Here is a 26,145-nt window from a genome sequence, read left to right on the forward strand (position 1 = left end):
TAACCTTCGTGCGCATCAGCGGAAAGGTCACTGCGATAGCTAACCTGCTGACGAAACCACGCTGAAAGCAACGGTTTTGGTTTCGCAGCGAAGAGAGCGGGCGGAGCGGACCTCCACCGGAGATGTAGTCGCTATGACACTCTCCAGCACAGTCACCGTGTACACCACTCATAGCAATCGAGGGTTCGCCAATGCAATCGCTGCCGGAATCAGCGCCAGGGCTTATTCCGAGCCACAAACCGCAGACATGAGCCTGTTAAGGCATCACACCAGCGATCACGGTAGAGCGCTCGTTCTCCTACCACTCGGGGGCGTCGATTGGCAGGTGAAGGAGCTCTCCGCGCTCGAGGGATCGGTCCTGGTCGGCGATCTCAGTAGCGGCAACTCCATGATTCGGGGGCTCGCAGCGGGCGCCCACGCCGTGCTCAACTCTCAACTGCCATTCACATCCCTGCTCGATGAGCTGCAGGCCGCGATCAACCCCAACTCCGCTCGGTCTGCACACGACAAGTCCTCGCTCGTACAACGCATCCGGTTGCGCACCGAAGAATTCGCACGAATCAGCAGTCTCACCGATCGCGAGTTCGAGATCGTGGGCCTTCTCTACGGAGGCTCGAATGTCGACTCGATTGCTCGAACCGCCCACATCGCACCGACCACGGTTCGCGCCCACATCCGAAGCATCCTGCAAAAACTGGGGGTGCATTCCCAGCTGGAGGCATGCGCGATGCTCCGCCGCTCTGGTCACGACGCACGCAGACACCCACTGGAACTTCGGATCGGACGCTTCTAGCAGGAAGTGCCCCAGACACACTCGCCGAGATGGGGTGCCGCCCCTGATCGAACTCGACCTTCGAAAAGATCGTCAATTTTGACGATTCGATGACGCGCCCGGACGTCGAATATTAGGTCCTACACGACACCGAAGACACGAGTGAACATCGAAAGGTGCATTCAATCAATGGAATACACACGCACAGTGCCGCGGCATCTCGTCCACAGACATGCTGTTGCCGAGGTTTTCTTGACGGACTACCGGATCGAATCGGACTCGGCGTACCAGGTTGCTGTGCAACTCCCGGTCTCGCACCGGATATTCGACGTATCGAGCGAGCAACACGATCCGCTCGGGGTGGCAGAAGCATTTCGACAGGCAGTGGTGCTTCTGTGCCACACCCGATACGAGATTCCACTGCACTACAAGTTCGTCATGGAAACGTTCAGCTTCGAGATGCTGGACGCGCTCGACGTGCAATCAGTCGCGGAGCCGTTGAGTTTCTCGATGACAGTGGACAACCTCACTCATCGCGACGGAGCGGTTTCGGGGGTCGAAGTGTCGGGGATCCTCAGCGAGGGCAACCGGCACGTCGCCAGATGCAACGCTGTTGCGCGAGGAGTCAGCCCCGAGGGATACCGTCGAATTCGGCAAGGACGAGAAGACCACCGCCCGAGCCGACGCATCCTTCCTTCCGGAGCCGCGGTGGTCGGATCGGAGCGAGTCGGACGCCTAACCGATGGAGATGTGCTCATCAGCACTGATCCTGCTCGGCACGCGATGTTCTGCGCTCCCGATCCGCGCAACCACTCCCTTTTCGACCACCCCGTCGACCACATCCCAGGAATGATACTTTTCGAGGCCGCCCGACAAGCGCTCCGATTTCACATCGGCAACCCAGCAACAAAGATCGCCTCACTCTCGGCGGTCTTTCCGAGGTTCACTGAATGGGAAACGCCGTGCGAGGTGTCAACGATCCCCCTTGACGCGTCGGGCCATGTGCACCGAGTTCGGTTCACTCAAGAACTGGAAACCACCGCGGAACTCGAAATTACAGTTGCGGACCAATCATGAGAGGGAACGAACACGTTCTTCTCGTCGCGTCTTCCACGTCAAGCGCTCGGTGCTTCCCACTCTCTCGGTGCAAGCGCCGCCAGTTGCATGACGTGCGCCAACTTGTCCTCGCGGACGATCGTTGGCAGCACCAGGTTCCACATCTGACTCAACCGCTCGTACAGATCGGTTCTGCCCGTCAGCATTTCCGAGAGAATCTGCACTCCGGTGAACGACCCCACCACAAATCGAGCCAACGCGTCGATATCGGTGCCCGGGACGATATCGCCGGCTTCGGCCGCTTGGGTTGCCACCTGCTTGATAGCCTCGATCCAATCGAGGTACGGCTGTTCGATGGGGCCTTGAATACTGCCGATCTCCATCGTCAACCGCATGCCACCTCGCGCGATGGGCTCGGTCACAAGCTGCCGAGCCATCTCCTGCGAAACGAGCACCAGGGTTTCGACCGCGATGTCGGAGTGCGCAGCAACCCGCCGGGTACCCTCCATCGCCATACCGTGCTGCGCTGCGATGACCGCGTGCGCAAGCTCCTCCTTGGACACGAAATGAAAATACATCGCACCCTTCGACACACCCCCGTGCTGCAAGATCGTGCCCAAACTGGCGGAGTACCCGAACTTCTCGAAGCTCTTCGCAGCACCCAAAATGACGGCCTGGCGCGTCAGGACAGCACGCTCCTGCATGATCTACCCAGCTCTCGTTGCCGACGGAATGAATCTCAACGATACGTCGAAAGAGCCCGCAGCAACGCTCTCGACACGGACACACCGTGACGACTCTGGTACTCGGGGCCACTGGTTTCATCGGCTCCGCAGTGATGAAACAGCTGGTTTCCCGCGACGGAAACGCTGCAATCGGTTTCGTTCGCACGGCCACCGCAGCCAAACAGTTCGGCCGTGAAGGAATCGCCACCGTGATCGGCGACATCAACGAAAGTGCTTCTCTACGAGTTGCAATGAGTCAGGCGTCGACCGTCATCTGTTGCGTGTCGTACGTGGGCGACGACGAACAACGGTGCGTTCACGTCAACCAACACGGCGTACAGAACGTTGCGTCGATGGCCGCCACCGTCGGCGTCGAACGCTTGCTCTACGTCAGTACCGCGGCCGTGTACGGGCCGGGACCGTTTCGAGACTTGCCGGTCAACGGCGCACCTCTCAGCCCCTTCTCACCTGCCAGTCGCACGCGCGCTCTCGCCGAGAAGTTCGTGCGCGACGCCGGAGGCCTGGTCGTCCGGCCGCATCTCGTGTACGGACCCGGCGACAGATGGTTTCTTCCGACACTGACGCGAATTGTCTCTCGCCTCGACTCGATCATCGACGGCGGTAGCGCTGTCCTGTCGGTAGTCGACGTAGACCTACTCGCCCGATCCATCTACGAGTTGTCGATAGAACAGCAATTTCGCTACGGCTCAACACTTCACGTCAACGAGCCTGTCCCGCGGACAGTCATCGACCTTCTCGAGCAACATGCACGGGAGACCAACTGGACTCTGCCCCAGAACTCTATCCCCCGCGCCGACGCGGTGAAAGCTGCTGCCCAGCTGAGTCTCGACATGCACCAGATCGACATGATCAGCCTCGATCACTGGTTCCGGTCGAGACTGTACTGATGGCACACGGATCACTCCTGCCAAAACACCTGTCTCCCAACTTTTTCAGCCCTCTCTATTGTTCAGCCTCAGCAATCAATACGACCTATTTCGCAGTCACTACAGGCAAACAGAGAGCTCTGATCGACGAAAACCACAGCTACACAAAGACGGCAGTGATCGCGCACACCGAAGAAGCGGCGTTCACGCGACTGGCAGCAGCCTGGGGCTCCCTTCCGTCCGCCTTCGCCACCGAATGCAGTGTGTGGCGATCATGTCGTGCGCGACGAAACGGCCAGGAGCTCTGACATCACGGGAGAAGGCTCTCCATCTCGCTGACCTCGACTACCGTCATCTGAACCAGAAAACGGGAGAACAGATGCTCACTGCGGATATTTTGCTGTCGGGCCCGCGCGGGCGCCGGATGCTGCTCGCGTATGCGATCGACGCCGAACGCGCCCTGCGTCCCGAGTCAGGCGACGACATGTTCCGCATCAGCGCTCACCGGGCGGCGTATCACCTCGACGTCGGACAAGGAACCTCCCGAGTGTTGTTCGGCCCGGGCGCCGAAGAGGCCCGGCAGACCATAGTCACCGCGGAGGACGTGGCGCGCAGCCTCACGGAAATATCGCTCCCCGACGTCACCGCCGTCGATCTACGCTCCGCCCTCGCAGAAGCGGTCGATGCGGCGCGTTACTGGCAGGATCCCGACGGAGAAGACGTCCTCGTCGCCACCGAAGTTATGCGCGATGAGCTTCGACGCGTCGCCGAGCACATCGCCGGCTCCGAATGCGCGCGGTGGTGGTCAACCTCGCTCGCCTCATCCGACCAATGGTCGATTATGAGCAGAGGTGAGGAATCTCCGGACACAGACGAAGTGCCTGCTGCGCAACAACTCCTCAGCGAGTGGCGCACGAGCACCCTGGAATCTGAAGCGAGAGCTGAACGTGACCGCCCGGTGGATCCCGCGGCGAACTGGTCAGGTTATTGGTGGTCGAATCCACCCACTAAGGGTTCGACGAGGGCGCTGTTCGACGGGACTCCGGCGGGCTTGTGGTTCGTCGAAGACAGCATGGGACGGGAACGGGTCGTCGTGCGAGCATTGCGGCCACCGACTGGCGCACGCATCTACGAGATCGACAGCGCGCAAGCCTGGTCGGAGCTGTGCAGACGGTTCCCGCTCGAGGTCACCGCAGAAACGCGGCAGGTTTGGTACCGGACTACCGGCCGATCAGGCAGGTGGGTCATCCCCGACTGGGTGCAAGTCGCGGAAAGATTTGAGGGAGTGCACCTTACCGTGACGGGATACCTCGCGGCAGCAGGAACCGCGATCGAGGTCGATACCGACACGGCGAGCGTCATCGCGGGCTGGGCACCCGACGAAACATACTGGTTCACCGATGCTGCCACCTACATCTCCGAGCCGTGTGTTTGGGTGCTGCACGACGGCCCGGAAGTGACCGACCAGCCCGCGTGGACGCTGGAATCGCAGCAATGACCCGCACGTGAGGGCCTGCTAGGTATGAGGTTCCGCGAGGAATCGATCGCAGTTGCCCTCCGAGTCGAGTCAACTGCCCGTGCGCGGTCGGCAGGAGCACTCACGTGCACGCAGACATGCAGAAGGGCGGTACCCGCCCAGGCCGATCCGAACCCGAGTGCCCTAGATCACAAAGGTAAACCTATCCACAAATCGCCAAATGTCCTACATTTGACTCATGCCGGATTCCCGTATCGCACCCACCGCACGCAACATCCCACTTTCAGTGCAGATCGCGGAACAACTGCGGTCCCAGATCACTTCTGGCAACTGGGAATTAGGGGAGAAGATCCCCGGCGAGCATCAACTTGTCGAAATGACCGGCGCGAGCCGCAATACAGTCCGGGAGGCCATTCGTGGCCTCGTCCATGCCGGCCTCCTCGAAGCACGCCCGGGAGACGGAACCTACGTCTGCGCGAGCTCAGAACTCGAAATTGCACTTCAAAGACGTGCAGCGGCGGAGAACGTGCTCGAAATCTTCGAAGCCCGTGAAGCTTTGGAGCTCTACGCCGCCCGACTCGCTGCCGAACGAGCCCTGCCCGAAGACATCGACCGAATGACTCGGGCTTTGGATGGCCGAGACGCTGAGCCCGACGTCGCCAAATCCGTCGAGTACGACCTCGACTTCCACCTGGAGATGTTCGCAGCGAGCGGGAACCAACTGATCACGGACATCTACCGCAGTCTCGATCGCTCTGACACCATGAGCATCCCACAAGGTAAGTCCGACAAGGAGACTCGACAGCTGTTCATCGGACCTTGGACCGACGACGACCCACACCGGCAGCTGCTTGCGGCTATCCGTGACCGCGATCCGGACGGCGCAGCCGCCGCAGTGGTCCGACTGATGGACCACAGCCGATCCCTCTTTCTGCAAAACATGCCGAAGTAGCTGACACACAAGAGGTTCAGCGCACAGACAATCTCAGAAGGGCACACCTATGGCTAACGTCATCTCCGACACCGAAAACGTGGCGTCTGCCCCGAGCGCGATACCGATAATGCGCCGAGGACTCGTTATCGCTGGCATTCTTCTCATCGCAGCCAATCTTCGAGCCTCAATCACAGTCGTCGGCCCGCTACTCGGTGAGGTACGCACCGATCTCGATATCTCGTCGACAACAGCATCAGCGCTGATCAGCCTTCCACTGCTGTGCTTCGCAGTGTTCTCCCCCGTTGCCCCGGTCATCGCAGCTCGGTGGGGAATGGAACGGACACTCGCAGCAGCACTCGGCATGCTCGCCTTAGCGATCGTGATCCGCTCTGTTCCGTGGATGCCTGCGCTGTGGATCGGTACCGTATCGCTCGGCATGACCATCGCAACAATGAACGTTCTACTGCCGGCGCTCCTCAAACGAGACTTCCCGACCGAAGCCGGCCGTTTGACCGGCATCTTCTCGGCGGTCTCTGCAGCCGTCGCCGCAACCGCATCCGGACTTGCCGTGCCGATCGCCGGTCTCACCGATCACGGTTGGCGGATCGCATTCGGAATCTGGGCTGCTATGGCTCTCATAGGATTTGGGGTGTTCCTTCCCCAACTTCGCCGACGCACGCTTCCGAAACACGATCACGCTGCGGCTTTGGATCCCCATCCAGGCGGCCATCGCTCCCCCTGGCGCTCAGCACTCGGGTGGCAGATCACAATATTCATGGGCGTCCAATCTCTCTTCTTCTACACCGTTCTGACATGGTGGCCCACCATTGAAGAATCACACGGCACTACCGCGGCTACAGCCGGACTGCATCAAGGCATCATGCAAATATTCTCGATCGTCGGCAGCCTCCTCACAGCAGTGCTCCTGCACAAACTGCCCAAGGATCAGAGAGGAGCCGTCCTCGGGCTGGTGTCGGTCGCCGCAGTGGCAGTTCTCGGCCAACTCCTCCTCCCCTCCTGGGCCCTGCTGTGGAATGCATTCCTCGGCATCGGCATCGGCGGATCGATTGTCATTGCCTTGTCCTTCTTCGCAATACGCACTGTCAATCACGGTCAAGCAGCGGCACTCTCGGGTATGGCACAGTCCGTCGGATACCTTCTGGCCGCCACCGGTCCCCTCGTTTTCGGTGCACTGCACGACGCCGTCGATTCCTGGACGACTCCGCTGATCGCGTTGCTGGTGCTGCTGGCCGTGCAACTCGTCTTCGGCTCCCTCGCCGGCCGCAACAAGACACTGGGATAAGCGAACCACGGTCGCCTCGAATCCACCCACCAACCTCCCCAGACCCGTGCCGCGACCCGAACTGTCGTCGACGTGCTGAGGTCCGAGGATGTCGACGAGAGAGCGGGGCGCTCAACGGCCTACCGAATTGCACCCGGCCCATCCCCGACTGGTGGATCGGAGCCGGAAGTCGATAATGAGGGCATGAACGAGACACAACCCCACAACCTCGAACGAGAGCGCTGGCGCACGCTGCCAACTCCACCGTCGACCGAGTTGATCGAGATGGTCGGGGACGGACCTTCGAGCGCAGACTTCGACCCTGCTGCACCAGTGGCACAGCAGGGGTGAGACAGTCACGACATTCCGGTATCGCGCAGCGTGATGTTCAGCCGCCCGGACGGCAGACCTATGTCGGGACTTGCACTTCCCGCAATAACTTTCGGCACTCCGTGATATGCGAACCGAGACTCTCCACCGAAGACGAAGAGATCACCCGAATGGAGTTCGACGTCGGTGTACGGCTTGTTCCGGTTCTCGGAATTCCCGAATCGAAAGACACAACTCTGCCCGACGCTCAGTGAGACGACGGGAGCGTCGCAGCGCTCGTCCTTGTCCTGGTGCATGCCCATCCGAGCGCCCTCGTCGTAGAAATTGATCAGCGCGGTGTCCGGCGTGTACCGCTCCCCCGCAGTCGGATCATCATAGGCAGCGGCAACTGCGGCCCGGCCGAGGTCGACGAGCCAGTCAGGCACCGCTGCGACAGGCGCACCGTTCACGTCGTCGGCGGTGCGCGTGTACTTGTACGGCTGCCAATGCCAACCGAGACAGACTGTTTGCACCGACATCTTGTGCCCACCAGGGACAACAGCGGAGCGCATCGGTACGGGTGCGGTCGCCCACCGTCGGCACTCGGCCACCAAGAAGCGTTGCTGTTCGACGCTGAGCCAATCCGGAACGAGGATCGCCCCCGGCGCCACTTCCAATCGTGGCCGAGGAATCAGAGCGTTCATGGTTTCCACGCTAATCGGTTTCGAAGCATTGACACCCTCGCCATGGGCTCGTACCGTAATCAACAGGTTGGTTGATAAAGGAGATGGTTGACAAGTGATCGTGGATCCAGGGGCAGACGAGCGTCTCGACAAAGCGTTCATGGCGCTTGCCGACCCGGTACGACGGCGGATCATCGCCCGCCTGAGCACCGGCCCCCAAACGGTCAACGAGTTGGCCGAGCCGTTCGAGATCACGAAACAGGCCATCTCCAAACATATTCAGGTACTCGAAGCCGCGGGTTTGGTCACTCGCAGCCGCGAAGCCCAGAGGCGGCCGGTACATCTCAACGCCGCAACTCTCGAGGCTTTGACCGCCTGGATCGACCGCTATCGACTGATCCACGAACAACAGTTCCGCAAGCTCGATCACCTACTCAGCACCACACAGAAGGAGACTTAGCCATGGCTACCACCAATCCCGTCACCATCACGGCTCCTGAGGGCGTGCCGTACATCGACATCACCCGCGAATTCGACGCACCCGTCAGTGCCGTCTTCGCAGCTCATTCGAATCCCGATCTGGTCAAGCAGTGGCTCGGCCCCAACGGATACGAGATGGAGATCGACGAATACGAGTTCGTGAGCGGCGGTCGATACAAGTACGTCCATCGCAACCCCGAGGGCGAAGAGTTCCGGTTCAACGGTGTATTTCACGTCGTTCGCGAGAACGACTTTGCCATCCAGACCTTCGAATACGAGGGATTTCCCGACGTCGTCAGCATCGAATCGATCACGTTCGAGGATCTGGGCAACGGACGCACCCGCCTCTCCGGCCATTCCGTATATCCGAGCCTCGAAGCGCGAGACGGAATGATCGAGAGCAATATGGAGCTCGGCGTCACCGAAGGTTACGAACGCCTGGACAAGATCGTCGCGCAACTCTGACCACCTGTTTGCCCGAACCTCCTCAGCGAAAGGCAGTTTCATGGACTGGACCCTCGAAGTAGTCATCGTTCCCGTCAGTGACCTCGACCGCTCCATCGAGTTCTACCGTGACAAGGTCGGTTTCGATCTCGACCACCACACCGTCAACGAACACATGACGGTCGCCCAGCTCACTCCGCGTGGTTCGGGCTGCTCGATCGTCATCGGGAACCTGCCGTCGCAGACCGAGATGACCCCTGGTTCGTTGAAGGGATTGCAGTTGGTCGTGGCCGACGCTGCAGCGGCTCGCCAAGAGCTCATCGGCCGCGGCGTCGATGCCAGTGAGGTCACCGTCTTCGACGAGCGTGACGGGGGCACCTTCTTCGGATTCGCCGACCCGGACGGCAATACCTGGGCTGTCCAGCAGCTGAAGGTCCGCGGCGACAAGCCGCTCATTCCGAAGGAGTACCGCGACCGCTTCGGCGCGTAGCAACTGCCTTCCAGGCTGCGTAACCTTCGGGCATGCAGACGGCACAGGGGCGATAGCCGGCCGCAATCGCGGTCGGCTCGTCCGCGAAGAACACCCGACTGGCGACATACCCGCCACGCGCGATTGCCTGCGCGGCCCCTCGACAGTCGAGTCGCCCGTAGATCTTCGTTTTCCGGTGCCCGCCAAGCACACCGGGCGTCGAACTCTCGTAGGGTTTGTTGCGAGCGTCGCGGAGAATGTACGTCTTACTCGGCATCGTGAAGCACCAATCCCAATGTTCTACGCGTACCCGAGTGCACCACGCTGACACCATGTCGCACAGGGGCTCTCGACCACCCACGAGAACTCTGCACCGGTCGATCCCGCGTGGTGAAGATCAAAGCGTGACCTTGCCCGAGAACTGTCACCGTCCCTTTCGACTGGGCGCGCGGCCGCTGTTCCACGAGCAAGAACTCGCCGCCGACGTGGTCGATGCGAGGTCTGTCGAGCCCGATCACGACTTGCAAGGGAAACACCAACTCTCCGTACAAGTCCCGATGCAATGCATTCCAGTCACCAGGTCCGTAGGACAGAAGGATCGGGGTAGGGCGATTCTGACCGGCGTCGTGACACTGATCGATCCATTCTTCGAAAGAATCCGGCCACGGTGCACCCTCGCCCAGCTTGAACGCCCACTCCCGCGCCACGGGCAGGAGGTGTCGGTAGAAGGCGGATCGCATAGCCGTGATCGGCTCCGGTACGGGATCACCGAAGTATCGGTACTCCCCTTGGCCGAAACGGTATCGAGCCATGTCGACGGTGCTCCGGAACCGGTCGACCTCCGAGTACCAGGAAGCAATTTCGCGACATTCCGACTCGTCGAGTATCGGCGTCGTCTGGGCACACCCACTGGAGTCGATTCCCTCGATCAGCGCAGGCCAATCGAGGGATTCAACACGAGCAGACAGAGCGGTGAAGAGGTCCATACGTCGTAGACGACGCGGCGGTCAGGAATGTGAGAATGCCAGCAGCTGGTCAGCCAGATCGTTGTACGTACGGGCGATCCCGGCATAACTGAGCACGGGTTCCGGATTCCAGGTCCCGATCTTCCCCGCCTTCACCGCGGGCAAGTTGGACCACGCAGGATTGGTTCCGAGCGTATCCAGTTGCAAACTGGACGGGCGATCGTCGAGGAAGATCATGTCGGCCGGATAGTGGTCCGCCATCTCCCAAGCCAGTTTCTCGACGTAGACCGACGATCCCGCGGCCGGATCGACGACGGCAAGGCCCAATCCCGCCAGATCTGCAAGGATCGGGAATCCCGAACGACTGACACGAATCGTGTCCGGATCTGCGGACGCGAACAAAACCTGTGAATTATTCAGCGAAGAAGCAACTTCGGAGATCCGTGCACGCGCAGCGTCGTAGTCTTTTCGCTGAGCCTCCATATCCTGGTCCGCCCCGAGTTCCACGGCGAGTTCCACGATCTCTTGCACGGTTCGGTCGATGGTTCCTGCTGCCGTTTCCACGAACAGTACTGTCGACAAGCCTTTCACCGCATCCAAGTTCGCCTCGTCGAGTAGTGCCGAACCACGCAGCTGAGGGACTATGACGACGTCCGGCTCCAGCGAAGCGATCTTCTCGAGTTCCACTTGTCCCCAGAGCTGCCCGACCATGTCGGTCTTCGCGAAATCCAAATTGCCGGAGATGCTGGTGTCCGTTGATCCCGGCGATCGTGTCAGTGCCCCGAAAACTCCGACAGGCACCAGTCCGTAATCCCACAGAGCACCCGCGATACCGGTGTAGGTGACAAATGTCCTTGGTGGTGAATCCAATTCGATCAGATTGTCGCGATCATCGGTGAAGGACCAGCCTGCGTCGCCTTCGCCCCCGGCGTCTGCGTCCGAACGCGAGCAACCGGCCGCTGCCAGCGCAGCAGCCAATCCTGCTGCAGCGCCGAGGAACCTGCGGCGATTCCAGTCCATCTCGATACGCCGGTGCGGTCGTAGAGTGAACAGCGTGGTCATGTGTGTGCCCTTTCGGCGATTGGTTGAACTGTTTCAGGAGTTGACGAACGAGAAAAGAGAAGGATCGACACCAAACCCGTGAGCATTCCGACGCCGGCACAGAAGACCAACGGCCACAGCAAGGCGAACTCGTCCGGACCGACGAAGAGCGAGCCGCACAACGCAATTCCGACGGCAAGCCCGAATTGACGCGACGAGTTGGCTGTTGCCGAAGCCGTCCCGGCGCGCTCTGCCGGGGCGTCCGACATCGCGGCACCCGGCAGCACCGGCGACACCATCGCCGAACCGACACCGGTCAGAATCAGCCCGGCGATCAGTGCGGGCCAGACCGGCTCGGCGAGAACGTACAGCATGGCCACGCAACCGATTCCGCAAAGGATCGTCCCGAATCCGAGCGACAGTCGAAGGTCGACGCGCTGAAGCCGTGATCCACACAAGGCCGATACGAAGACAAAAGCGAGCGGTTGAATCGAGAGCACGAGTGCGGCCGCCGATGCCGACAGTTCCAGCCCGTTCTGCAGCCACAGTGAAAGGACTACGAGCGGGCCGTAGGCCGCGAGGTAGTACCCGAAAGCAGCGACGAGGACGCCGTCGAATTTCAGGGATCGGAACAATGCCGGATCGAGCATCGGACTGCTGCCTCGACGCTGCCAGCACACAAACGCCGTCAGCGCACCGATTGCGATCAGGAAGGCAAGAGCTGTCGACGACGAAGCCCACCCGATGTCGCCGCCCCACGTCACGCCGAGAACCGCGGCAACGGCAGCGAGGGTGAACAAAACGATTCCGGCCCAGTCGATGTTGTCGTCGCCGCGCTCACTGTCGGCGAAACAGAACACAGCCATTGCGAGCGCCACTGCGGCCACGGGGATTCCGAAATAGAAGACCGCACGCCAGTCGAAGAACTGCGTCAGCAGCCCTCCTGCAACGTTGCCGATTCCCGCCGCCAATCCAGCGACGGCACCCCACGCGGCAAAAGCCACGTGCCGATCGCGGCCCGAATAAGCGTCGCCAAGCAGAGGCAGGAGTGTCGCGAACATCGCCGCACCGGCAATTCCTTGCGCGCCGCGAGCAACGACCAGAACCGTGATGTCCGGAGCAATCGCGCACACGGCCGTTGCAACCAGGAACACGACCAGTCCACAGATGTAGAGGCGTTTGCGTCCCCACGCATCGCCGAGTGCGCCCATGCCCACCAGAAGCGCGGCAAGAGCCAGCGTGTAGGCGTCGACGACCCATGACATCGCGCCCGTACTGCCGTCCAAACCGACTGCGATGGCCGGCACCGCGATCGTTGTGATCGTGGCGTACGTCAGTAACAGGAAAGTTCCGATGCATGCGGCGATGAGCGGCAGCCATCGTCGTGCCGACATGGTCAACCTCCAGATAGGGCGGTAAGTGCGCCCTAACTATGAAGGTTCAAGTCAACTTGAAGTCAAGCGCCGCTTCGACACGAATGTCGAGCTGCTCGAGCAACCACGGGCACTGCATCGGACGCTCTTGCCGACACGTCAGGTGATGCTCGAGGATCAGCTTCGCTCGCGTAGCAGCGGCGATCTGTGCCTCGAGTGTCGACACTTGATCTGCGAGAACTGTGAAGAACTGCTCGGACGTGGTGTCGGTTTCGATGAAGGACCGCACCTGCTCCAATGACATTCCCGTCTCGGCGTACATCCGGATCAATGCCAGCCGGCGCAGCTCACGCTGCCCGTACCAGCGTTTACCGCCAGTTCGCGACCGCGCGGACAGCAGTCCTTCGTCCTCGTAATAACGCAAGGTCGACGCCGCGATTCCGAACGATTTTGCAACCTCGCCGATCGGGATCAAGTGCTCACGCATTCACCGATCGTAGGCTGAATGCGTAGGCGGTTCCGGCAGTTATGTGTGACTTGGCATACTGACTAACGGAAGGGGTCGCGTAAGTGATCTCACGGCAAAATGCTGGATGCGCTCGTTGAACGAGGGAGAGCTGTGCTGGATCCAACGCGACCTGTCGGGCCGTACTCGTCAGGAGTGCCCGCCACTGCCCTCGAAGTCCGCATGCCGGACCTCGAACGCTTCGGCCTCGCCCAGTTGTGGCGTTCCGCGATCATCGCCGTCGTGTTGTCCACGTCGATCATGCTGGCACTGATCGTGTGGCCTTTCCGCAAGCGTGGACGCACCTGGGCAGACGCTGCTTCCGACGGGATGGTCGACGGCTTCATCGCGCTGGGGCCCACCTTCGTCAAGCTCGGCCAACTGGTCGCGTCGTCGTCCGGCCTGTTCCCGGCCCCCGTCGCCAATGCATGCCTACGCTGCCTCGACGATGTTCCGTCTTTCCCGGCCGAGCAGGCCAGAAGCGTCGTGCAGAAGGACCTCGGTTACTCCGTGGACGACCTGTTCGCGAAATTCGACGACGTACCTCTCGCGGCCGCATCGGTAGCGCAGGTACACGCGTGCGTTCTGCACGACGGCCGAGAGGCGGTCATCAAGATCCAGCGTCCGGACATCTATGCGCGGATGCTGATCGACCTGCGGGCGGCGTACTGGGGCGCGAACATCCTCGAGAAATTTGTCGAGTTCCTTCGAATTGCCAATGCCACCGCCATCATTCGCGATCTGCACAACGCCACGATGACGGAATTGAACAGCGCGGTCGAGGCCGACCGGCAAACCACTTTCCGGAACAACATCAGTGCGTTCGGCGACAACAAAGGAGTCACGACACCAGAGGTGTACTGGGACTACTGCGGCCCCCGAGTCATCTGCATGGAACGCATGCGCGGCGTTCCACTGGATCGGTTCGTCGCCGGTCCGGACGGTATCGACGAAGCCCGCATGCTGATCCGACGCGGAGTGAAGGTCTGGCTCGAATCAGTCATCGTTCACGGTCCGTTTCACGGAGACGTACATGCCGGGAATCTGTGGGTCCTCGACGACGGCAGGATAGCGATGCTCGACTTCGGCATCGTCGGCGTCCTTCCCGAGACCTGGAGATCCATCCTTTCCGACATGTTCCGAGCGACCCTCATCGACGGTGATTTCGCCCGTGTCGCCCGCGGAATTCGATCCTTGGGATATGCAACCGACTACGAGGTCGACGACGATCAGCTCGGTATGCAGGTCGCAACGGCCCTGGCCCCGATTCTCGGCCGTGACCTGGGTGAACTCAAGCTCAGTGAATTGATCATGGCACTGATTCAGTTGGGCAAGCAGTGGGGCGTTGCGAGTCCCGAGGAATTGGTTCTTTTCGGTAAACAACTCGGATACTTCGAACGATATGCGACGGCTTTGGCCCCTGGTTGGGTGATCGGACAAGACCTTTATCTGTTCAAGAACGTTTTTCCAGAGGCAGTCGCCGAAAAGGTGCAGGAACTCGGCATCACCATGCCTGACGAATAAATTTGTCCCCTATTTCCTTATTCTGCATTTCGTCTGTCGGGGTTAGCCTGTAATGACCCACTGGCCGAGGAGCAAATGTGCAGCCACTTTCTGTAGCCCTCCCGCAAGCGTCGACAGGTCCGAGGAGTAACGGGCCGAGTGTCGGCACCACCCTCGGCGCCCTCATGCATTCCACGGACAAGTCCGTGATCGAGCTTCTGGAAAGCCCGGACGGACTCGATGTCGAAATCCGTTCGATCGCCCTCGTCGAGTCCTCCGATATCGACGGCACCGACAGCCGTGGTGCGATCTCCGACATTTACCTTCCCGTGGGAGTTCCCGAATCGACGTTGACGCAGTGGTTGCGAAAGTTCGAAGGCAGGCCGGCGAGGCGTCGTCCGAAGCTCTTGCTCGTCAAGAATGCGCGCGCGGCGACAACGCTTCTCACCGCCGCACGCAACATCGGAATCGCAGTGGCCGCGGTACATCCGCAGGCTAGTTCCGGACACGTCTATTCACTCGTACAACGACTTCTGACACAGAGCATGTACCGTTCGCGGGCCGTCTCAGGAGCTGTGGCCGGTGGCGATTCGGATCTGTTCGCGCTCTCGGAGACGATCGCCGAATTGACCGGCGGACTCGTGACGATCGACGACACGGCACTCCATGTCATCGCATATTCAGCTGCTCACGAAGGTGAAGACGAACTCCGTCAGCTCTCCATACTGGGCCGGGAGTGGCCGATCGAATACACCGAATGGATAGAGCGCAGAGGCGTGTTCGAGCATCTCAGGCGATCGGACGAGGTCATCAGTCTGCCCTCCGAGCCGAGCATCGGAGCCGCGCACAGGTTGGCTGTGAGCATCACCCGCCCGGACCTGTCAGCGCCGACGGGTTCTGTTGCACACCAACACAATCTCGGCAGCATCTGGGTGCAGCGCGCCTCTGAACCTCTTTCCGACGACGCCCAAGCGGTATTGCGGGGTGCAGCGGCAGTCGCCGCACGCATTCTCATGCGAACCTTGGACGCCTCCAGCCGCGAGAATGCCCAATTGCAAAGGCTGTTCGGCGTTCGCTCCGGCGGAGTCGACATGCACTCGCTGGCCGGCTCCTTCGGCATCAACACCGACGGACCGTCTGCGGTCATCGGATTTGCGACATCACTCGCGCCCGGATCGAATCTCGATCGAATCACCAACGCCTTGCGCCTGCGCGCCAGCGCATTCCGCAGCGACGCGGTCACAACGATCATCGACAACCGGATCTACGTGCTGTTTCCTCAGGCCGAACACGAGGTCGCGATCAGCGACTGGGCTTACGACACCGTGGGAGTAGTCGAGGCCCGTGCGGGCATCAGCGTGCGCGCCGCCGTCGCGGTCCCGATCGCGCGATTGCACGGCGTACCCGAGGCGCGTCGAGAAGTGGACCGCGTGCTCGATACCACCGATGATCACGAAACCTCGAAGGTCACCACACTCGCGGCGTCACGCACCGCGGTGTTGCTGGGCGAGATACTCGACCTCGTTGCTGATCACGAGCGATTGCGGGACCCTCGTATCGACAGACTCGTCTCCTACGACGACAAGAACGCCTCTGACATGCAGTTCACGCTCACGGCCTACCTGACAGCTTTCGGGGATGTGAAGAAGGCCGCCTCGTCTCTGAAAGTACATCCGAACACGCTGCGCTACCGCATTCGGCGCGCTGAACAGATCATGGGCATTTCGTTGGACGAGCCGGATACGCGACTGCTCACCGAACTGCAACTCGCCATCTTGGGACGCACCCCGGACGAGTCTGAAAGATACGAAACGTCCGATCAGTGAGATAGGCCTCGAGCCCGTCCTGAACTCTCGAGTAGACAACTGAGGAAGTCGAAGAACAACTCTTACCTCAGGAGATACCTTGCGCACTCGTGGAGCCGTCATTCGCCAAGCACCAGGCACATACGAGGTGGTCGATCTCGAACTCGATTCACCCCGCAGCGGCGAACTCACTGTCAAAATGGTCGCCTCAGGCCTGTGCCACTCGGACGATCACATCGCCAGCGGCGACCACGGAGTCGGCCGCTACCCCATCTGCGGCGGACACGAAGGCGCCGGAATCGTCGTCGAGGTCGGGCCGAACACGGAAGGATGGTCCGAGGGCGATCATGTCGTGTTCTCGTTCCTCGCCGCCTGCGGCCGTTGCCGTTGGTGTGCAAGCGGAATCCAGAACCTCTGCGACAACGGCGCCGCCATCATGACCGGCAGCAGACCCGGCGAAACCTCAAGTTACAGAATGTCTCTCGACGGTCAGCCCGTCGCACAAACCTGCGGCCTGTCCACCTTCAGTGAATACACCACGGTCAGCACTCTCTCGGCTGTGAAAGTCGACAAGCACCTGCCACTCGACGCTTTGTGTCTGCTCGGCTGCGGCGTCGGAACCGGTTGGGGCGCCGCGGTCAACTCCGCTCAGGTGTATCCCGGGCAGACTGTCATCGTCATGGGCGTCGGCGGAATCGGAATCAACGCGGTGCAGGGCGCCTCGCATGCCGGCGCCGCCCACGTGATCGCGGTGGACCCGGTTGCGTTCAAGCGCGACAGTGCATTGAAGTTGGGCGCCACCCATGCCGTGGCCACCATGGAGGAAGCCACCGACATAGCGCGCTCGTTCACCAACGGCCAGGGCGCGGATTCGGCCATCGTCACCGTCGGTGTCACCACCGGAGAACATGTCGCGCAGGCATTCTCGTCGATCCGCAAGGCAGGAACCTGCGTCGTCACCGGCCTCGGGAAGATGACGGACGTCGGAATTCCCGTGAGCCTGATGGAACTCACGCTGTACCAGAAGAGAATTCAGGGATCCCTGTTCGGTGCATCCAATCCCACCGCCGACATTCCCTGGATGATCGATCTCTACACCAGCGGCAAGCTCGAACTCGACGGACTGATCACCAACCGATACACCCTCGACCAGATCAACGACGGTTTCGCCGACATGCATGCCGGTCGCAACCTCCGTGGAATCATCGCCTTCTGAGCGAGTTCTCTCCGGACTTTCGATCGAGAGCAAGTCCGGAGAGATCCTCACTACAGCTTCACCAGGCGTTCATGGTGTCGAGGATTTGTCCTCTGGCCATCCACAATTCAGCAGACCAATACGGCCACGAGTGAATTCCGGCGGGCGGAAAGCTGTACGTCGCTGGGATTCCCAAGGATTTCAGGCGAATTTCGAATGCACGCGCGTGCACCCACGAGAGCGCCTCGAGCCCCATACCCGTCGCCGTGTGGAAGTAATCGATCGGCGCAGAGGGATGATCGTACGGTCCCGGGATGCCGTTGGACGACGAAATGTACATCGACAGTCCGCGAAGCGATTCCGCGTTGACGAACGGGTCGTTGCGAAGCCATCCGGATGACCACGGCGGGCCCCACATCGAATCGACGTTGTACCGGCCGGCGTCGAACATGGCTACGCGGATCGCTTCACGCATACCCGGACCCGAGATATTGATGTAGCCGGACAGCGAGCCGGCGAACTTGAACTGATCCCGATGATGCCCCGCCAGGTTCAACGCGGCACTGCCGCCCATCGACAACCCGATGATCGCATTGTTGGTTGGTGAAACGCCATACCCTGCAAGGAAGTCCGGAAGCTCGCGGGTGAGGAACGTTTCCCACCTGTACGTTATCGGCTGAGCGTTGAAATTGGACGGCGCGTACCAATCCGTGTAGAAACTCGACTCACCGCCGACCGGCATCACCAACGTGATGTTGTCATTGCGGTACTGATCGAGTGCGTTCGTTTCGAAACTCCAAGCATTTCTGTCGTTTTGCGCGCGAAGACCGTCGAGCAGGTACAACGCGGCGTTGCCACCGCGCGCGGCCCACTGCACCTGAACCTTGATGTTTCCCATCGAAGACGGGACCCACAACTCGTCGTACCCACCCCATGGCGCCGAGCGCGCCGGAGTAGCACTCGCGGCGGTCGGACCGAACATACCGCCGAGCAGGAATATCGACAACAACGCCGCTACGAGCACCCGCACCCGCCGTGTATTGCGTTCGGGCAACGTGAATCTGATTCTCTGCAAGGTTGTGTCTTTCCCCGAAACTGCGCATCAAGAAACTCGCTTCGGTAAGTGCATCGTCGGTTCCACTGTCGACGTGTTTGTCCCTTTCCGGGGGCTCCGGTGTTACAAAGTCGAGGTCATCGCAACAATCGGACAACTGTCGTGCCGAGCGAATCCAGGTGGCGAAAAGCACAATTCACGAAGCACGCTGAATGCGCTCACTCAGCCGAGTGACGAAGCGATCGCATCACGACCTGCGGCAGCACACGCTTGGTCCTGCATTCCGTCTGGAGCGCCACCGACACCGATACCGGCGATCGACCCGGCTCCAGCCTTCAATGTGACTCCACCTGCAAGGAAGAGAGTGCCGGGAAGGTCGGCGATGGTTGATCCTTCGCCTTTGGTACGCTGCGAGAGGTCACTGGTGTCGGCTCCGAAAGCTGCAGAGGTGTATGCCTTCTCGCGTGAGGCTTCCACCGTGTGCTGGGCTGCGTTGTCGCCGCGCACCATGGCGATGACATTTCCCGCGCGGTCTACGACGGAGACGGTGACGAAGCCGAGACCGTCGGCGCGGCATTTCGCCAGGGCCGCACCAGCAGCCTTCACTGCTGCGTCGGCACTGAGTCGATTCTGAGTGACAATCGCCGAATCACCGGTCGCGGCAGGCTGCTGCGTGGCAGTAATCGACGTCGTGCTCGATGCGTTCGCCACCGGTGTGTCGGTGGTCGAGCATGCGGCGCTGGCAAGGATTGCGACAACCGGAACGGCGACAGCGAGCGTACGGGGAAGTCGTGTGTAAATGCGGTGGTTCATGTCGGGCACACTTTCAATCGAATGGTTCGAAACCGTCCACTACAGCGTCGCGTCCGGGGGCGGGTGCGCACATCGGGCGCTCGGGTGACGAACCGTGCCCCCTACGGCTACCCGGATATCATCCGAATGGTTGATACGACGGCCTGGTGCCCTCCGTAACATTCGAGGGATGAGTAACGGAGCCATGAACGCCGACGCCGAACGCGGCCTACGCGGCCCGTTGGCGTATGCGATCCACGCGTCGTTCTTCGTACTGCTGTCTACATCGGGAGTTCGGTACGTCACAGTCCACGGGACCAGCGGTCGGTTCGGGGTGGTACTCGTCCTGGCCGTGGTCCTCGCCCTGCTCTACGCCGTCATGGCCACGGTGTCCTCGCGAGATGTGGTTCGCCAACGGCTGTGGATGTGGCCGGTACTGAGCGCATGGGCAGCGCTGGTCTGGCTTGCCCCGAGTTTCGCGTGGTGTGCGTTTCCCGTTCTCTTCCTCTGCATTCGTCTGTATCCGAGCAAGATCGCCTACCCCCTCGTCGGGATCCTGGGCGTCCTCGCCGGTATCGCGTTCTACCGGGTCACCGGTCGTGCCGAATTGGTGACACTTCTCGGGCCGCTGTGCACCGCGGCACTGGTCGCGGCCGCGTACGGGCAGATGGAACGAGATGCCCGAGAACGCCTTCGGCTTCTGCGTCAGGTAGCAGAAGCGCAATCTGCATTGGCAGATACCGAACGCGCTGCCGGCGTTGCCGCTGAGCGAGAGCGCCTCGCGCGCGAAATCCACGACACCGTTACCCAGGGACTGGCGAGCGCCCTTCTACGGCTCGAGGCAGCCGAACAAACGTGGAATACAACGGGTTCGCCGTCTCGAGCCGATGTCGATGCCGCAGCAGAGAACATCCGAACGAGCTTGATGCAGAGTCGCGACCTCGTCCACGATCTGGCGCCGACCAAGGGCGGTACGGGCGACTTCGACGCCTTGGTCGTGGCCGCCGCCCGCCAGTTCGTCCCGGCCGTTCGGATCCGCACCGTCGGTGAAGCCGTCATCTTGCCCTCGGACGTAGCTCATGCCGTCGTGCGAGTGGTCTCGAGCGCGTCCTCCAACATCGCCCGCCACGCTCGCGCCAAAACGGTGGGCGTGACGATCACGTATCTCGACCACTCCGTCTCCGTAGACATCTTCGACGACGGCGTCGGCTTCGATCCGGGAAAGCTCGCCGACCATTCTCGGTACGGTGGATACGGCCTGCGTGCGATGCGAAGCCGCGTCGCACAGCTCGGCGGATCGTTCACCGTGGAAAGTGCACCGGGAGACGGCACCGTCGTCGCGGCCCAGTTCCCTCTCGAACGGAGGATCCGGTGACCACCACCATTCGCGTGTTCCTCGTCGACGATCATCTGGTCGTGCGAGCCGGGCTGAGAGCGCTGCTGAACACTCAGCCGGACGTCGAAGTAGTAGGCGAAGCATCGTCCGGCGAGGAGGCGGCCACGGCGATACCGTCGGCCTCACCGGATCTGGTGATGATGGATCTGGACATGGGCACCGGCATGCACGGTGCAGAAGCGATCAAACGCCTGCGAAGCGACGGTGTCGATGTTCCCGTACTGGTTTTCACGACGTATGACACCGACGCCGACGTCGTGCGGGCCGTGGACGCCGGTGCCATCGGTTACCTACTCAAGGACTCGACTCCTGACGAGATCTTCGGCGCGGTGCGCGGCGCGGTCGCCGGGCGCAGCGTCCTCTCCCCCGCCGTGGCCTCTCGTCTCGTCCAGCAGATGCAGCGCCCGCAGGAAGCGCTCACCGCCCGTGAGTCCGAACTGCTCAGCCTGCTCGCCGAGGGGATGACCAACCGCGAGCTGGGTAAAGCACTCTTCATCAGCGAAGCGACGGTGAAAACACACCTCGGGCACATCTACGCCAAACTCGGTGTCGATACCCGCTCTGCCGCAGTGTCCGTCGCACTCCGTCGCGACGGAATACGCTGACCTCGGTGGCGGCCGAACAGCTCAGCCGCCCATCGCCTTACGCACTCCGTCGATCAGTTCGAGGAATTCAGCCTTGGGAGCAAAGTCGACATACTCCGAGTCGTCGATCGCTCCGGGAACGTGACCGGGTGCCCAGTAGAACACGTCGCCGGCATCGTAGGTTTGCCGACCTGCTTCGGAATCTGTGTAGATCCTTCCTTTCAAGACGTATCCGTAGTGCGGACATTGACAGCGCCCGCCTTCCAATTGTGCGAACGGTTCGGCGAAGTCTGCACCAGCAGGAATTTTGACGAAGTTGACGATCATGTCGCCTTCTTCTCGCATCCGCAATTCGAATTCGCCGTCCTGCAACACGATGGGAAGATCGTGAGCCGAGATGGTGTGCATAGGAGTACCTTTCGACTTCAGAAGGGGAAGGTCTGCGCCGCTGGCCGGCTGGTTCGCCACTGCCAGGTGGTGAATTCGTCCCAACTGCTTTGAGTTCCGAATCTCGCGCCGTTTCCGGAGGCACCCGTGCCACCGAATGGTGCATAGGCATCGTTGTTCAAAGTCTGATCGTTGATGTGCACGATGCCGGTACGCAGTCGGTCCGCGATCCGCTCGCCGCGTTCAACCGATCGTGTTTGAATGGCAGCAACCAGACCGTATTCGCTGTCATTGGCCGTCCTGACTGCCTCGTCTTCGTCCTTGACGATCACGACGGGCGCCACGGGCCCGAAGATTTCTTCACGGAACGCGGGCATGTCCGAGGTGACTCCGGCCAGGACGGTCGGCTGATAGAAGAGCCCTTCGTATGTTCCACCGGCGCGGATTTCGGCGCCGGCCGCCTTGGTGCCCTGGACGATTCGATCGACGTTCGCAATCTGCCGCGCGTTGATGAGCGGTCCGAGAGCGACGTCGCCTGTATTGGGATCCCCGACCGGCAGGACCGCTGCGCGCTTGGCCAGCAGGTCCAGGTACTGATCGGCGACCGATTCCAACACGATGTGGCGGCCTGCGGTCATGCAGACCTGCCCCTGATGCAGGAACGAACCCCACGCACCCGCCGAGCTCGCGGCATCCAGGTCTGCGTCGTCGAGGACGATCAGCGCATTGTTCCCACCCAGTTCCAGCGAGACACGCTTGAGCGTGCGACCGGCAGTTGCCCCGACCTGACGGCCGACGGCGGTCGAACCCGTGAAGGACACCATCGCGATGCTCGGGCTCTCGCACAATGCCTGACCAGGTGCCGCGTCACCGGCGAGCACATGCAGGAGGCCTTCGGGAAGACCTGCGGACGTGAACAATTCCGCGATGACCGCACCCCCGCTGATCGCGGTTTGAACATCCGGCTTGAGAACGACGCCATTTCCGAGCGCCAAGGCGGGGGCGACAGCGCGCATGGCGAGGAGAAGCGGGAAATTCCACGGGCTGATCACGCCGACCACACCCAGGGGCACCCGGCGACCGATGCTCGTGCGCCCCTCCTGGCTGGCGGGCAGAAGGTGCCCGAACGGCTGTGTCGGCAGCGCCGAGGCTTCCCACAGTTCGGAGATGACAAGATCAACTTCGAATGCGGCTTTCACTGGTACGGAACCACCTTCACGGATCAACCAGCGCTCCACCTCGGGTCGCTCGGCTTCCAAAATCTGCGCTGCCTTACGGATCACCGAAGCGCGAGCCTGCCCGATCGTCGCCGCCCACGCCGGCTGCGCGGCCGACGCGATGTGTGCCGCTCGATCGATATCCGCAGCAGTCGCCGTGCCGATCACACCGAGCACCTCGCCGGTAGCCGGTTCGAGCGACTCGACGGTGTCACCGCCTCCGTCGATCCATTGGCCGTCGAAAATCTTTCCGTGCCATTGCTGATGAGCGAGCAGATTCGTCATGCGTTCCTCGATTCGTAGCTTTCGCTGCGGTCCTCGCTGTTCGTGGACCTGAGCTCTTCGCGAGCCTGAAAAAGCGATCTGAAACACACTCTGCCCCGGTATTCGGGCTCCCAGTTGTCGTGATCGGACACGTTTGTTGTTCGGATGCGACAGATCAGCGACGTTCGCGGGCGTTCGGATCAGGCGAGTTACGTACTTCCGACGGCGCCGCACCGAATTCCGCTTTGAACGCACGCGAAAACGCTGGTGCGTCATGGAAACACCATCGTGCGGCCAGGATGGAGATCGAATGACCCCGCAGTGAGACGTCGGTGAGATCGCGGCGTACGCGGATCAACCGTTCGCGGCGAATCAGCGCACTGAGGGTCAGATCCCCGTCACCGAAGTGACGCTGAACGGTTCGCGGCGACAGGTGCAACGCACCGGCGATCGACGCGACCGAGAGGTCTGGTGAGTCGAGATTCCGAAGCGCATATCGCAAGATCTCCTCTCGCGTCGAACGTCCAGGTGTCGCGGGCGCAGATCCTTGCATCAGAACTGCCGAAGCGAGATTGACTCCAGCATCTCCGAGAAGCCCGGCTGCGCTGCCGTCGACCTGGGATGCAACAGCGCCCGAGATGAAATTTTCCAGCAATGCACCGGACCCACGCCGACCGTCGTGGGTGCGCTCGAGCGCGCAATTCAGTTCTCGCTCGGTCAGACTCACCGCACTGCGCGGTAGGGTCATGACGGTGCACGACCAGTGACCGTCGAAACGCAGCGCGTACGAATGCTCGACGTCGTAGAGAATCATCGCGCCGGGCGGGGCCGTCAACTCGCGGTCCGATTGGCGCAGTATCGCGCTCCCGGTTCGGACCGTGCAGATCTTGAGCAGATCACTACCGTGTCGCTTCGCTGCGCGTGCGCTCCGCCGCAGTATCTGCGGCGAACCGGAGATGTCGAAAGCGCCTACGTCCCCGAGACTTACGCCGCTGACCGTACCGACAGGCGCGGCATCGACGGAACTCTCGGGGCACAAGCCACCGAAGGTCTCCGACATCTCGCAGTGCCACTGCTGCACAGATTCCGGCAGGCTCGCAGGCGTGGCAGACACGGCAGACATGGCGGGTTACTTGATCGAAGATCCGTGCTGCGTCAACGGCATGACCTCGATGGTCATGTACGGGAACAGGGGCAGGTTCCAGAGAATCTCATGGAGTTCGTCAGCCGACTCGACATCGAAGATGCTGATGTTGCTGAACTGTCCCACAATTCGCCACAGATGTACCCACTTTCCCTGTCGCTGAAGGTCTTGCGAGTACGCCTTCTCCGTTGCGACGGTATCGGCGCGTATTTCCGGATCCAGGTCGCGCGGAATATCGACGTCCATCCGAACGTGAAAGAGTGCCATGTTCTTCTATCCTCTAGTTCCTGGTCCAGGTCTTGACGGCGTCCATGTTCAGTTCGACTCCCAGGCCAGGTCCGGCGGGGAGGTGCAACTGACCCTCGGAATACTTCAGGGGTTCCTGAAGCAACTCTTCGCTGAAGAGCAGTGGGCCGAAAAGCTCTGTTCCGAAGTTGATTCCGGGCTCGGCGCACGCGAAGTGCAACGAAGCGGCGGTGCCGATCGGGCCTTCGATGGACGTCGCACCGTGGCACGCGATACCTGCGGCCTTGGCAATCGCGACGATGTCGCGGCTGCGCTGGAGGCCACCACATTTGGTGGTCTTGAGGGCGATGACATCGGCGGCGCTCCGGCGGGCGATTTCCAGAGCGTCGTGTGGGGTCTGCACACTCTCGTCGGCCATGATCGGAATCGGTAGAAGCCTACTGAGTTCGGCGAGGACCTCGATTTGGTCTGCCGGAGTGGGTTGTTCGATCAGTTCGACTCCACCCTCGGCGAGTTGTGGCAAGTACCGCAGGGCAGTGAAGCGATCCCACCGTGCGTTGACGTCGACACGGACTCCGGCGTGGCCGTCCAGCGCCTGCGCGATGTTGACGATGCGCGCAACGTCGACTGCTGGATCGAGTGCTCCCATCTTGAGTTTGAAGCTGAAATTGAGCCGGGATTCGAGCTTTTCGTGAGCTTCCTCGATGATCTCGTCCGCCGGCGCAGCACCCAGTGCCCACGTGACGTCGACACTCTCGCGGAAAGCCCCGCCGAGGAGCGTGTGCACGGGGACTCCCAGGCTACGCGCCCAGGCGTCGTGCAACGCCACGTCGACGGCCGCCTTCGCGAATCGTGCATTGGCAACAACTTTTTCGATGTCGGCCATGATCGCGGTGATGTGATCCACGCGCCTGCCGACCACCACCGGTGCGATGTACTTCTCGATGATGACCTGCATCGTCTCCACCGATTCGCCACCCCACCACGGCCCGCCCGGAACGACTCCTTCACCGTATCCGATCACCCCGTCGGAGGTGCGAATCGCGACCAGCAACAACGGCTGCGCCGTCATCGACGTGGTGGCGAACTTGTGGGGGCGAACCAGCGGAACGTCGAGGATGGTCGTCTCGATGGAGACGATCGACAGGTCTGTCAT

29 protein-coding genes are annotated in these 26,145 nt (G+C 61.3%); 15 read left to right on the forward strand and 14 right to left on the reverse strand.

Annotated elements, in window-relative coordinates; all coding sequences use genetic code 11:
• Positions 1-133 precede the first annotated feature (133 nt).
• Positions 134-793, forward strand: coding sequence for a helix-turn-helix transcriptional regulator (locus AC1Q6C_RS06590; protein WP_047271918.1), 660 nt, complete (start codon positions 134-136; stop codon positions 791-793).
• A 168-nt stretch (positions 794-961) separates the two neighbouring features.
• The gene (locus tag AC1Q6C_RS06595) at positions 962-1,849 is read left to right on the forward strand and encodes a ScbA/BarX family gamma-butyrolactone biosynthesis protein (protein WP_065351495.1); all 888 of its coding nucleotides are present in this window, start codon (positions 962-964) and stop codon (positions 1,847-1,849) included.
• A 38-nt stretch (positions 1,850-1,887) separates the two neighbouring features.
• Here the strand turns inward: AC1Q6C_RS06595 and AC1Q6C_RS06600 are convergent, their stop codons facing one another.
• Positions 1,888-2,532: a ScbR family autoregulator-binding transcription factor gene (locus AC1Q6C_RS06600; protein ID WP_492666455.1), complete on the reverse strand. Its 645-nt coding sequence runs from the start codon at positions 2,530-2,532 to the stop codon at positions 1,888-1,890.
• Positions 2,533-2,618: 86 nt separating this feature from the next.
• On the opposite strand from AC1Q6C_RS06600, the gene AC1Q6C_RS06605 reads away from it, so the two are divergent.
• From AC1Q6C_RS06605 to AC1Q6C_RS06625, 5 genes are all read left to right on the forward strand, one after another.
• Positions 2,619-3,461, forward strand: coding sequence for an NAD-dependent epimerase/dehydratase family protein (locus AC1Q6C_RS06605; protein ID WP_209922226.1), 843 nt, complete (start codon positions 2,619-2,621; stop codon positions 3,459-3,461).
• 358 nt (positions 3,462-3,819) lie between these two features.
• Positions 3,820-4,938 (forward strand): hypothetical protein, encoded by a 1,119-nt coding sequence (locus tag AC1Q6C_RS06610; protein WP_492666456.1) that lies wholly within the window; start codon positions 3,820-3,822, stop codon positions 4,936-4,938.
• A gap of 217 nt (positions 4,939-5,155) precedes the next feature.
• The gene (locus tag AC1Q6C_RS06615; RefSeq protein ID WP_003940486.1) at positions 5,156-5,869 is read left to right on the forward strand and encodes a FadR/GntR family transcriptional regulator; all 714 of its coding nucleotides are present in this window, start codon (positions 5,156-5,158) and stop codon (positions 5,867-5,869) included.
• Between the two features lie 49 nt (positions 5,870-5,918).
• Positions 5,919-7,154 (forward strand): CynX/NimT family MFS transporter, encoded by a 1,236-nt coding sequence (locus AC1Q6C_RS06620; RefSeq protein ID WP_030536477.1) that lies wholly within the window; start codon positions 5,919-5,921, stop codon positions 7,152-7,154.
• Positions 7,155-7,337: 183 nt separating this feature from the next.
• Positions 7,338-7,484: a hypothetical protein gene (locus AC1Q6C_RS06625; RefSeq protein WP_020723613.1), complete on the forward strand. Its 147-nt coding sequence runs from the start codon at positions 7,338-7,340 to the stop codon at positions 7,482-7,484.
• A 5-nt stretch (positions 7,485-7,489) separates the two neighbouring features.
• Here the strand turns inward: AC1Q6C_RS06625 and AC1Q6C_RS06630 are convergent, their stop codons facing one another.
• Positions 7,490-8,146, reverse strand: coding sequence for an alpha-ketoglutarate-dependent dioxygenase AlkB family protein (locus tag AC1Q6C_RS06630; RefSeq protein WP_037128920.1), 657 nt, complete (start codon positions 8,144-8,146; stop codon positions 7,490-7,492).
• 94 nt (positions 8,147-8,240) lie between these two features.
• Here AC1Q6C_RS06630 and AC1Q6C_RS06635 point away from each other — a divergent pair, with 94 nt between their 5' ends.
• Genes AC1Q6C_RS06635 through AC1Q6C_RS06645 form a run of 3 tightly spaced genes read left to right on the forward strand, consistent with a single transcriptional unit; the run spans position 8,241 to position 9,539 of the window.
• Positions 8,241-8,585, forward strand: coding sequence for an ArsR/SmtB family transcription factor (locus AC1Q6C_RS06635; RefSeq protein WP_003939956.1), 345 nt, complete (start codon positions 8,241-8,243; stop codon positions 8,583-8,585).
• A 2-nt stretch (positions 8,586-8,587) separates the two neighbouring features.
• The gene (locus AC1Q6C_RS06640; protein WP_003940319.1) at positions 8,588-9,070 is read left to right on the forward strand and encodes an SRPBCC family protein; all 483 of its coding nucleotides are present in this window, start codon (positions 8,588-8,590) and stop codon (positions 9,068-9,070) included.
• Positions 9,071-9,110: 40 nt separating this feature from the next.
• Complete coding sequence (locus tag AC1Q6C_RS06645) at positions 9,111-9,539, forward strand: VOC family protein (RefSeq protein WP_007729747.1); 429 nt, start codon at positions 9,111-9,113, stop codon at positions 9,537-9,539.
• On the opposite strand, the gene AC1Q6C_RS06650 is transcribed toward AC1Q6C_RS06645, so the two are convergent.
• The 5 genes from AC1Q6C_RS06650 to AC1Q6C_RS06670 are packed head-to-tail and all read right to left on the reverse strand — an operon-like array spanning position 9,502 to position 13,384.
• Positions 9,502-9,795 (reverse strand): Ada metal-binding domain-containing protein, encoded by a 294-nt coding sequence (locus AC1Q6C_RS06650; protein WP_007729748.1) that lies wholly within the window; start codon positions 9,793-9,795, stop codon positions 9,502-9,504. The genes AC1Q6C_RS06645 and AC1Q6C_RS06650 overlap by 38 nt on opposite strands.
• A complete protein-coding gene (locus AC1Q6C_RS06655; protein ID WP_007729749.1) occupies positions 9,785-10,504 on the reverse strand; it encodes a 2OG-Fe(II) oxygenase in 720 nt (239 codons plus the stop codon). The genes AC1Q6C_RS06650 and AC1Q6C_RS06655 overlap by 11 nt, the downstream gene beginning before the upstream one ends.
• A 21-nt stretch (positions 10,505-10,525) precedes the next feature.
• Positions 10,526-11,545 (reverse strand): ABC transporter substrate-binding protein, encoded by a 1,020-nt coding sequence (locus tag AC1Q6C_RS06660; protein ID WP_492666457.1) that lies wholly within the window; start codon positions 11,543-11,545, stop codon positions 10,526-10,528.
• On the reverse strand, positions 11,542-12,918 hold the full coding sequence (locus tag AC1Q6C_RS06665; protein ID WP_042925156.1) for an MFS transporter: 1,377 nt from the start codon (positions 12,916-12,918) through the stop codon (positions 11,542-11,544). The genes AC1Q6C_RS06660 and AC1Q6C_RS06665 overlap by 4 nt, the downstream gene beginning before the upstream one ends.
• Positions 12,919-12,964: 46 nt before the next feature.
• Positions 12,965-13,384 carry a MerR family transcriptional regulator gene (locus tag AC1Q6C_RS06670; protein WP_054827009.1) on the reverse strand — a complete coding sequence of 140 codons (420 nt, stop codon included), beginning with the start codon at positions 13,382-13,384 and terminating at the stop codon, positions 12,965-12,967.
• Between the two features lie 132 nt (positions 13,385-13,516).
• Here AC1Q6C_RS06670 and AC1Q6C_RS06675 point away from each other — a divergent pair, with 132 nt between their 5' ends.
• The 3 genes from AC1Q6C_RS06675 to AC1Q6C_RS06685 all read left to right on the forward strand — a co-directional run bounded on the left by AC1Q6C_RS06675 (position 13,517) and on the right by AC1Q6C_RS06685 (position 17,926).
• Positions 13,517-14,926 (forward strand): ABC1 kinase family protein, encoded by a 1,410-nt coding sequence (locus AC1Q6C_RS06675; RefSeq protein WP_003940433.1) that lies wholly within the window; start codon positions 13,517-13,519, stop codon positions 14,924-14,926.
• Positions 14,927-15,003: 77 nt separating this feature from the next.
• On the forward strand, positions 15,004-16,731 hold the full coding sequence (locus AC1Q6C_RS06680) for a PucR family transcriptional regulator (RefSeq protein WP_257237583.1): 1,728 nt from the start codon (positions 15,004-15,006) through the stop codon (positions 16,729-16,731).
• Positions 16,732-16,810: 79 nt separating this feature from the next.
• Positions 16,811-17,926, forward strand: coding sequence for an NDMA-dependent alcohol dehydrogenase (locus AC1Q6C_RS06685; protein ID WP_042447159.1), 1,116 nt, complete (start codon positions 16,811-16,813; stop codon positions 17,924-17,926).
• Positions 17,927-17,984: 58 nt separating this feature from the next.
• Here AC1Q6C_RS06685 and AC1Q6C_RS06690 read toward each other — a convergent pair whose 3' ends face one another.
• Both AC1Q6C_RS06690 and AC1Q6C_RS06695 read right to left on the reverse strand, forming a co-directional pair.
• Positions 17,985-18,935: an alpha/beta hydrolase gene (locus AC1Q6C_RS06690; RefSeq protein ID WP_003940156.1), complete on the reverse strand. Its 951-nt coding sequence runs from the start codon at positions 18,933-18,935 to the stop codon at positions 17,985-17,987.
• A 246-nt stretch (positions 18,936-19,181) separates the two neighbouring features.
• Positions 19,182-19,772 carry a GlcG/HbpS family heme-binding protein gene (locus AC1Q6C_RS06695; RefSeq protein WP_003940245.1) on the reverse strand — a complete coding sequence of 197 codons (591 nt, stop codon included), beginning with the start codon at positions 19,770-19,772 and terminating at the stop codon, positions 19,182-19,184.
• Between the two features lie 184 nt (positions 19,773-19,956).
• On the opposite strand from AC1Q6C_RS06695, the gene AC1Q6C_RS06700 reads away from it, so the two are divergent.
• Complete coding sequence (locus tag AC1Q6C_RS06700) at positions 19,957-21,126, forward strand: sensor histidine kinase (protein ID WP_042447161.1); 1,170 nt, start codon at positions 19,957-19,959, stop codon at positions 21,124-21,126.
• The gene (locus AC1Q6C_RS06705) at positions 21,123-21,752 is read left to right on the forward strand and encodes a response regulator (RefSeq protein ID WP_058038293.1); all 630 of its coding nucleotides are present in this window, start codon (positions 21,123-21,125) and stop codon (positions 21,750-21,752) included. Before AC1Q6C_RS06700 ends, AC1Q6C_RS06705 begins: the two co-directional genes overlap by 4 nt.
• 21 nt (positions 21,753-21,773) lie before the next feature.
• Here the strand turns inward: AC1Q6C_RS06705 and AC1Q6C_RS06710 are convergent, their stop codons facing one another.
• The 5 genes from AC1Q6C_RS06710 to AC1Q6C_RS06730 form a co-directional block, all read right to left on the reverse strand.
• Positions 21,774-22,139 carry a cupin domain-containing protein gene (locus AC1Q6C_RS06710; protein ID WP_003939951.1) on the reverse strand — a complete coding sequence of 122 codons (366 nt, stop codon included), beginning with the start codon at positions 22,137-22,139 and terminating at the stop codon, positions 21,774-21,776.
• A 17-nt stretch (positions 22,140-22,156) separates the two neighbouring features.
• Positions 22,157-23,620, reverse strand: coding sequence for a benzaldehyde dehydrogenase (locus tag AC1Q6C_RS06715; RefSeq protein WP_492666458.1), 1,464 nt, complete (start codon positions 23,618-23,620; stop codon positions 22,157-22,159).
• A 154-nt stretch (positions 23,621-23,774) separates the two neighbouring features.
• Positions 23,775-24,722 carry a helix-turn-helix domain-containing protein gene (locus AC1Q6C_RS06720; RefSeq protein ID WP_492666459.1) on the reverse strand — a complete coding sequence of 316 codons (948 nt, stop codon included), beginning with the start codon at positions 24,720-24,722 and terminating at the stop codon, positions 23,775-23,777.
• A gap of 6 nt (positions 24,723-24,728) precedes the next feature.
• Positions 24,729-25,010, reverse strand: a complete 282-nt coding sequence (catC, locus tag AC1Q6C_RS06725) for a muconolactone Delta-isomerase (RefSeq protein ID WP_042925169.1) — start codon at positions 25,008-25,010, stop codon at positions 24,729-24,731.
• 13 nt (positions 25,011-25,023) lie between these two features.
• The gene (locus AC1Q6C_RS06730; RefSeq protein ID WP_003940572.1) at positions 25,024-26,145 is read right to left on the reverse strand and encodes a muconate/chloromuconate family cycloisomerase; all 1,122 of its coding nucleotides are present in this window, start codon (positions 26,143-26,145) and stop codon (positions 25,024-25,026) included.

Source organism: Rhodococcus sp. MT28, from assembly GCF_058792695.1.

Coding starts and splice junctions, on each gene's coding strand:
- AC1Q6C_RS06630 (WP_037128920.1), bottom strand. CDS start 8,146: ATGAACGCTCTGATTCCTCGGCCACGATTGGAAGTGGCGCCGGGGGCG.
- AC1Q6C_RS06700 (WP_042447161.1), top strand. CDS start 19,957: ATGAACGCCGACGCCGAACGCGGCCTACGCGGCCCGTTGGCGTATGCG.
- AC1Q6C_RS06600 (WP_492666455.1), bottom strand. CDS start 2,532: ATGCAGGAGCGTGCTGTCCTGACGCGCCAGGCCGTCATTTTGGGTGCT.
- AC1Q6C_RS06660 (WP_492666457.1), bottom strand. CDS start 11,545: ATGACCACGCTGTTCACTCTACGACCGCACCGGCGTATCGAGATGGAC.
- AC1Q6C_RS06615 (WP_003940486.1), top strand. CDS start 5,156: ATGCCGGATTCCCGTATCGCACCCACCGCACGCAACATCCCACTTTCA.
- AC1Q6C_RS06695 (WP_003940245.1), bottom strand. CDS start 19,772: ATGAACCACCGCATTTACACACGACTTCCCCGTACGCTCGCTGTCGCC.
- AC1Q6C_RS06610 (WP_492666456.1), top strand. CDS start 3,820: ATGCTCACTGCGGATATTTTGCTGTCGGGCCCGCGCGGGCGCCGGATG.
- AC1Q6C_RS06720 (WP_492666459.1), bottom strand. CDS start 24,722: ATGTCTGCCGTGTCTGCCACGCCTGCGAGCCTGCCGGAATCTGTGCAG.
- AC1Q6C_RS06640 (WP_003940319.1), top strand. CDS start 8,588: ATGGCTACCACCAATCCCGTCACCATCACGGCTCCTGAGGGCGTGCCG.
- AC1Q6C_RS06715 (WP_492666458.1), bottom strand. CDS start 23,620: ATGACGAATCTGCTCGCTCATCAGCAATGGCACGGAAAGATTTTCGAC.
- AC1Q6C_RS06645 (WP_007729747.1), top strand. CDS start 9,111: ATGGACTGGACCCTCGAAGTAGTCATCGTTCCCGTCAGTGACCTCGAC.
- catC (WP_042925169.1), bottom strand. CDS start 25,010: ATGGCACTCTTTCACGTTCGGATGGACGTCGATATTCCGCGCGACCTG.
- AC1Q6C_RS06590 (WP_047271918.1), top strand. CDS start 134: ATGACACTCTCCAGCACAGTCACCGTGTACACCACTCATAGCAATCGA.
- AC1Q6C_RS06730 (WP_003940572.1), bottom strand. CDS start 26,145: ATGACAGACCTGTCGATCGTCTCCATCGAGACGACCATCCTCGACGTT.
- AC1Q6C_RS06710 (WP_003939951.1), bottom strand. CDS start 22,139: ATGCACACCATCTCGGCTCACGATCTTCCCATCGTGTTGCAGGACGGC.
- AC1Q6C_RS06655 (WP_007729749.1), bottom strand. CDS start 10,504: ATGGACCTCTTCACCGCTCTGTCTGCTCGTGTTGAATCCCTCGATTGG.
- AC1Q6C_RS06650 (WP_007729748.1), bottom strand. CDS start 9,795: ATGCCGAGTAAGACGTACATTCTCCGCGACGCTCGCAACAAACCCTAC.
- AC1Q6C_RS06665 (WP_042925156.1), bottom strand. CDS start 12,918: ATGTCGGCACGACGATGGCTGCCGCTCATCGCCGCATGCATCGGAACT.
- AC1Q6C_RS06670 (WP_054827009.1), bottom strand. CDS start 13,384: ATGCGTGAGCACTTGATCCCGATCGGCGAGGTTGCAAAATCGTTCGGA.
- AC1Q6C_RS06620 (WP_030536477.1), top strand. CDS start 5,919: ATGGCTAACGTCATCTCCGACACCGAAAACGTGGCGTCTGCCCCGAGC.
- AC1Q6C_RS06595 (WP_065351495.1), top strand. CDS start 962: ATGGAATACACACGCACAGTGCCGCGGCATCTCGTCCACAGACATGCT.
- AC1Q6C_RS06625 (WP_020723613.1), top strand. CDS start 7,338: ATGAACGAGACACAACCCCACAACCTCGAACGAGAGCGCTGGCGCACG.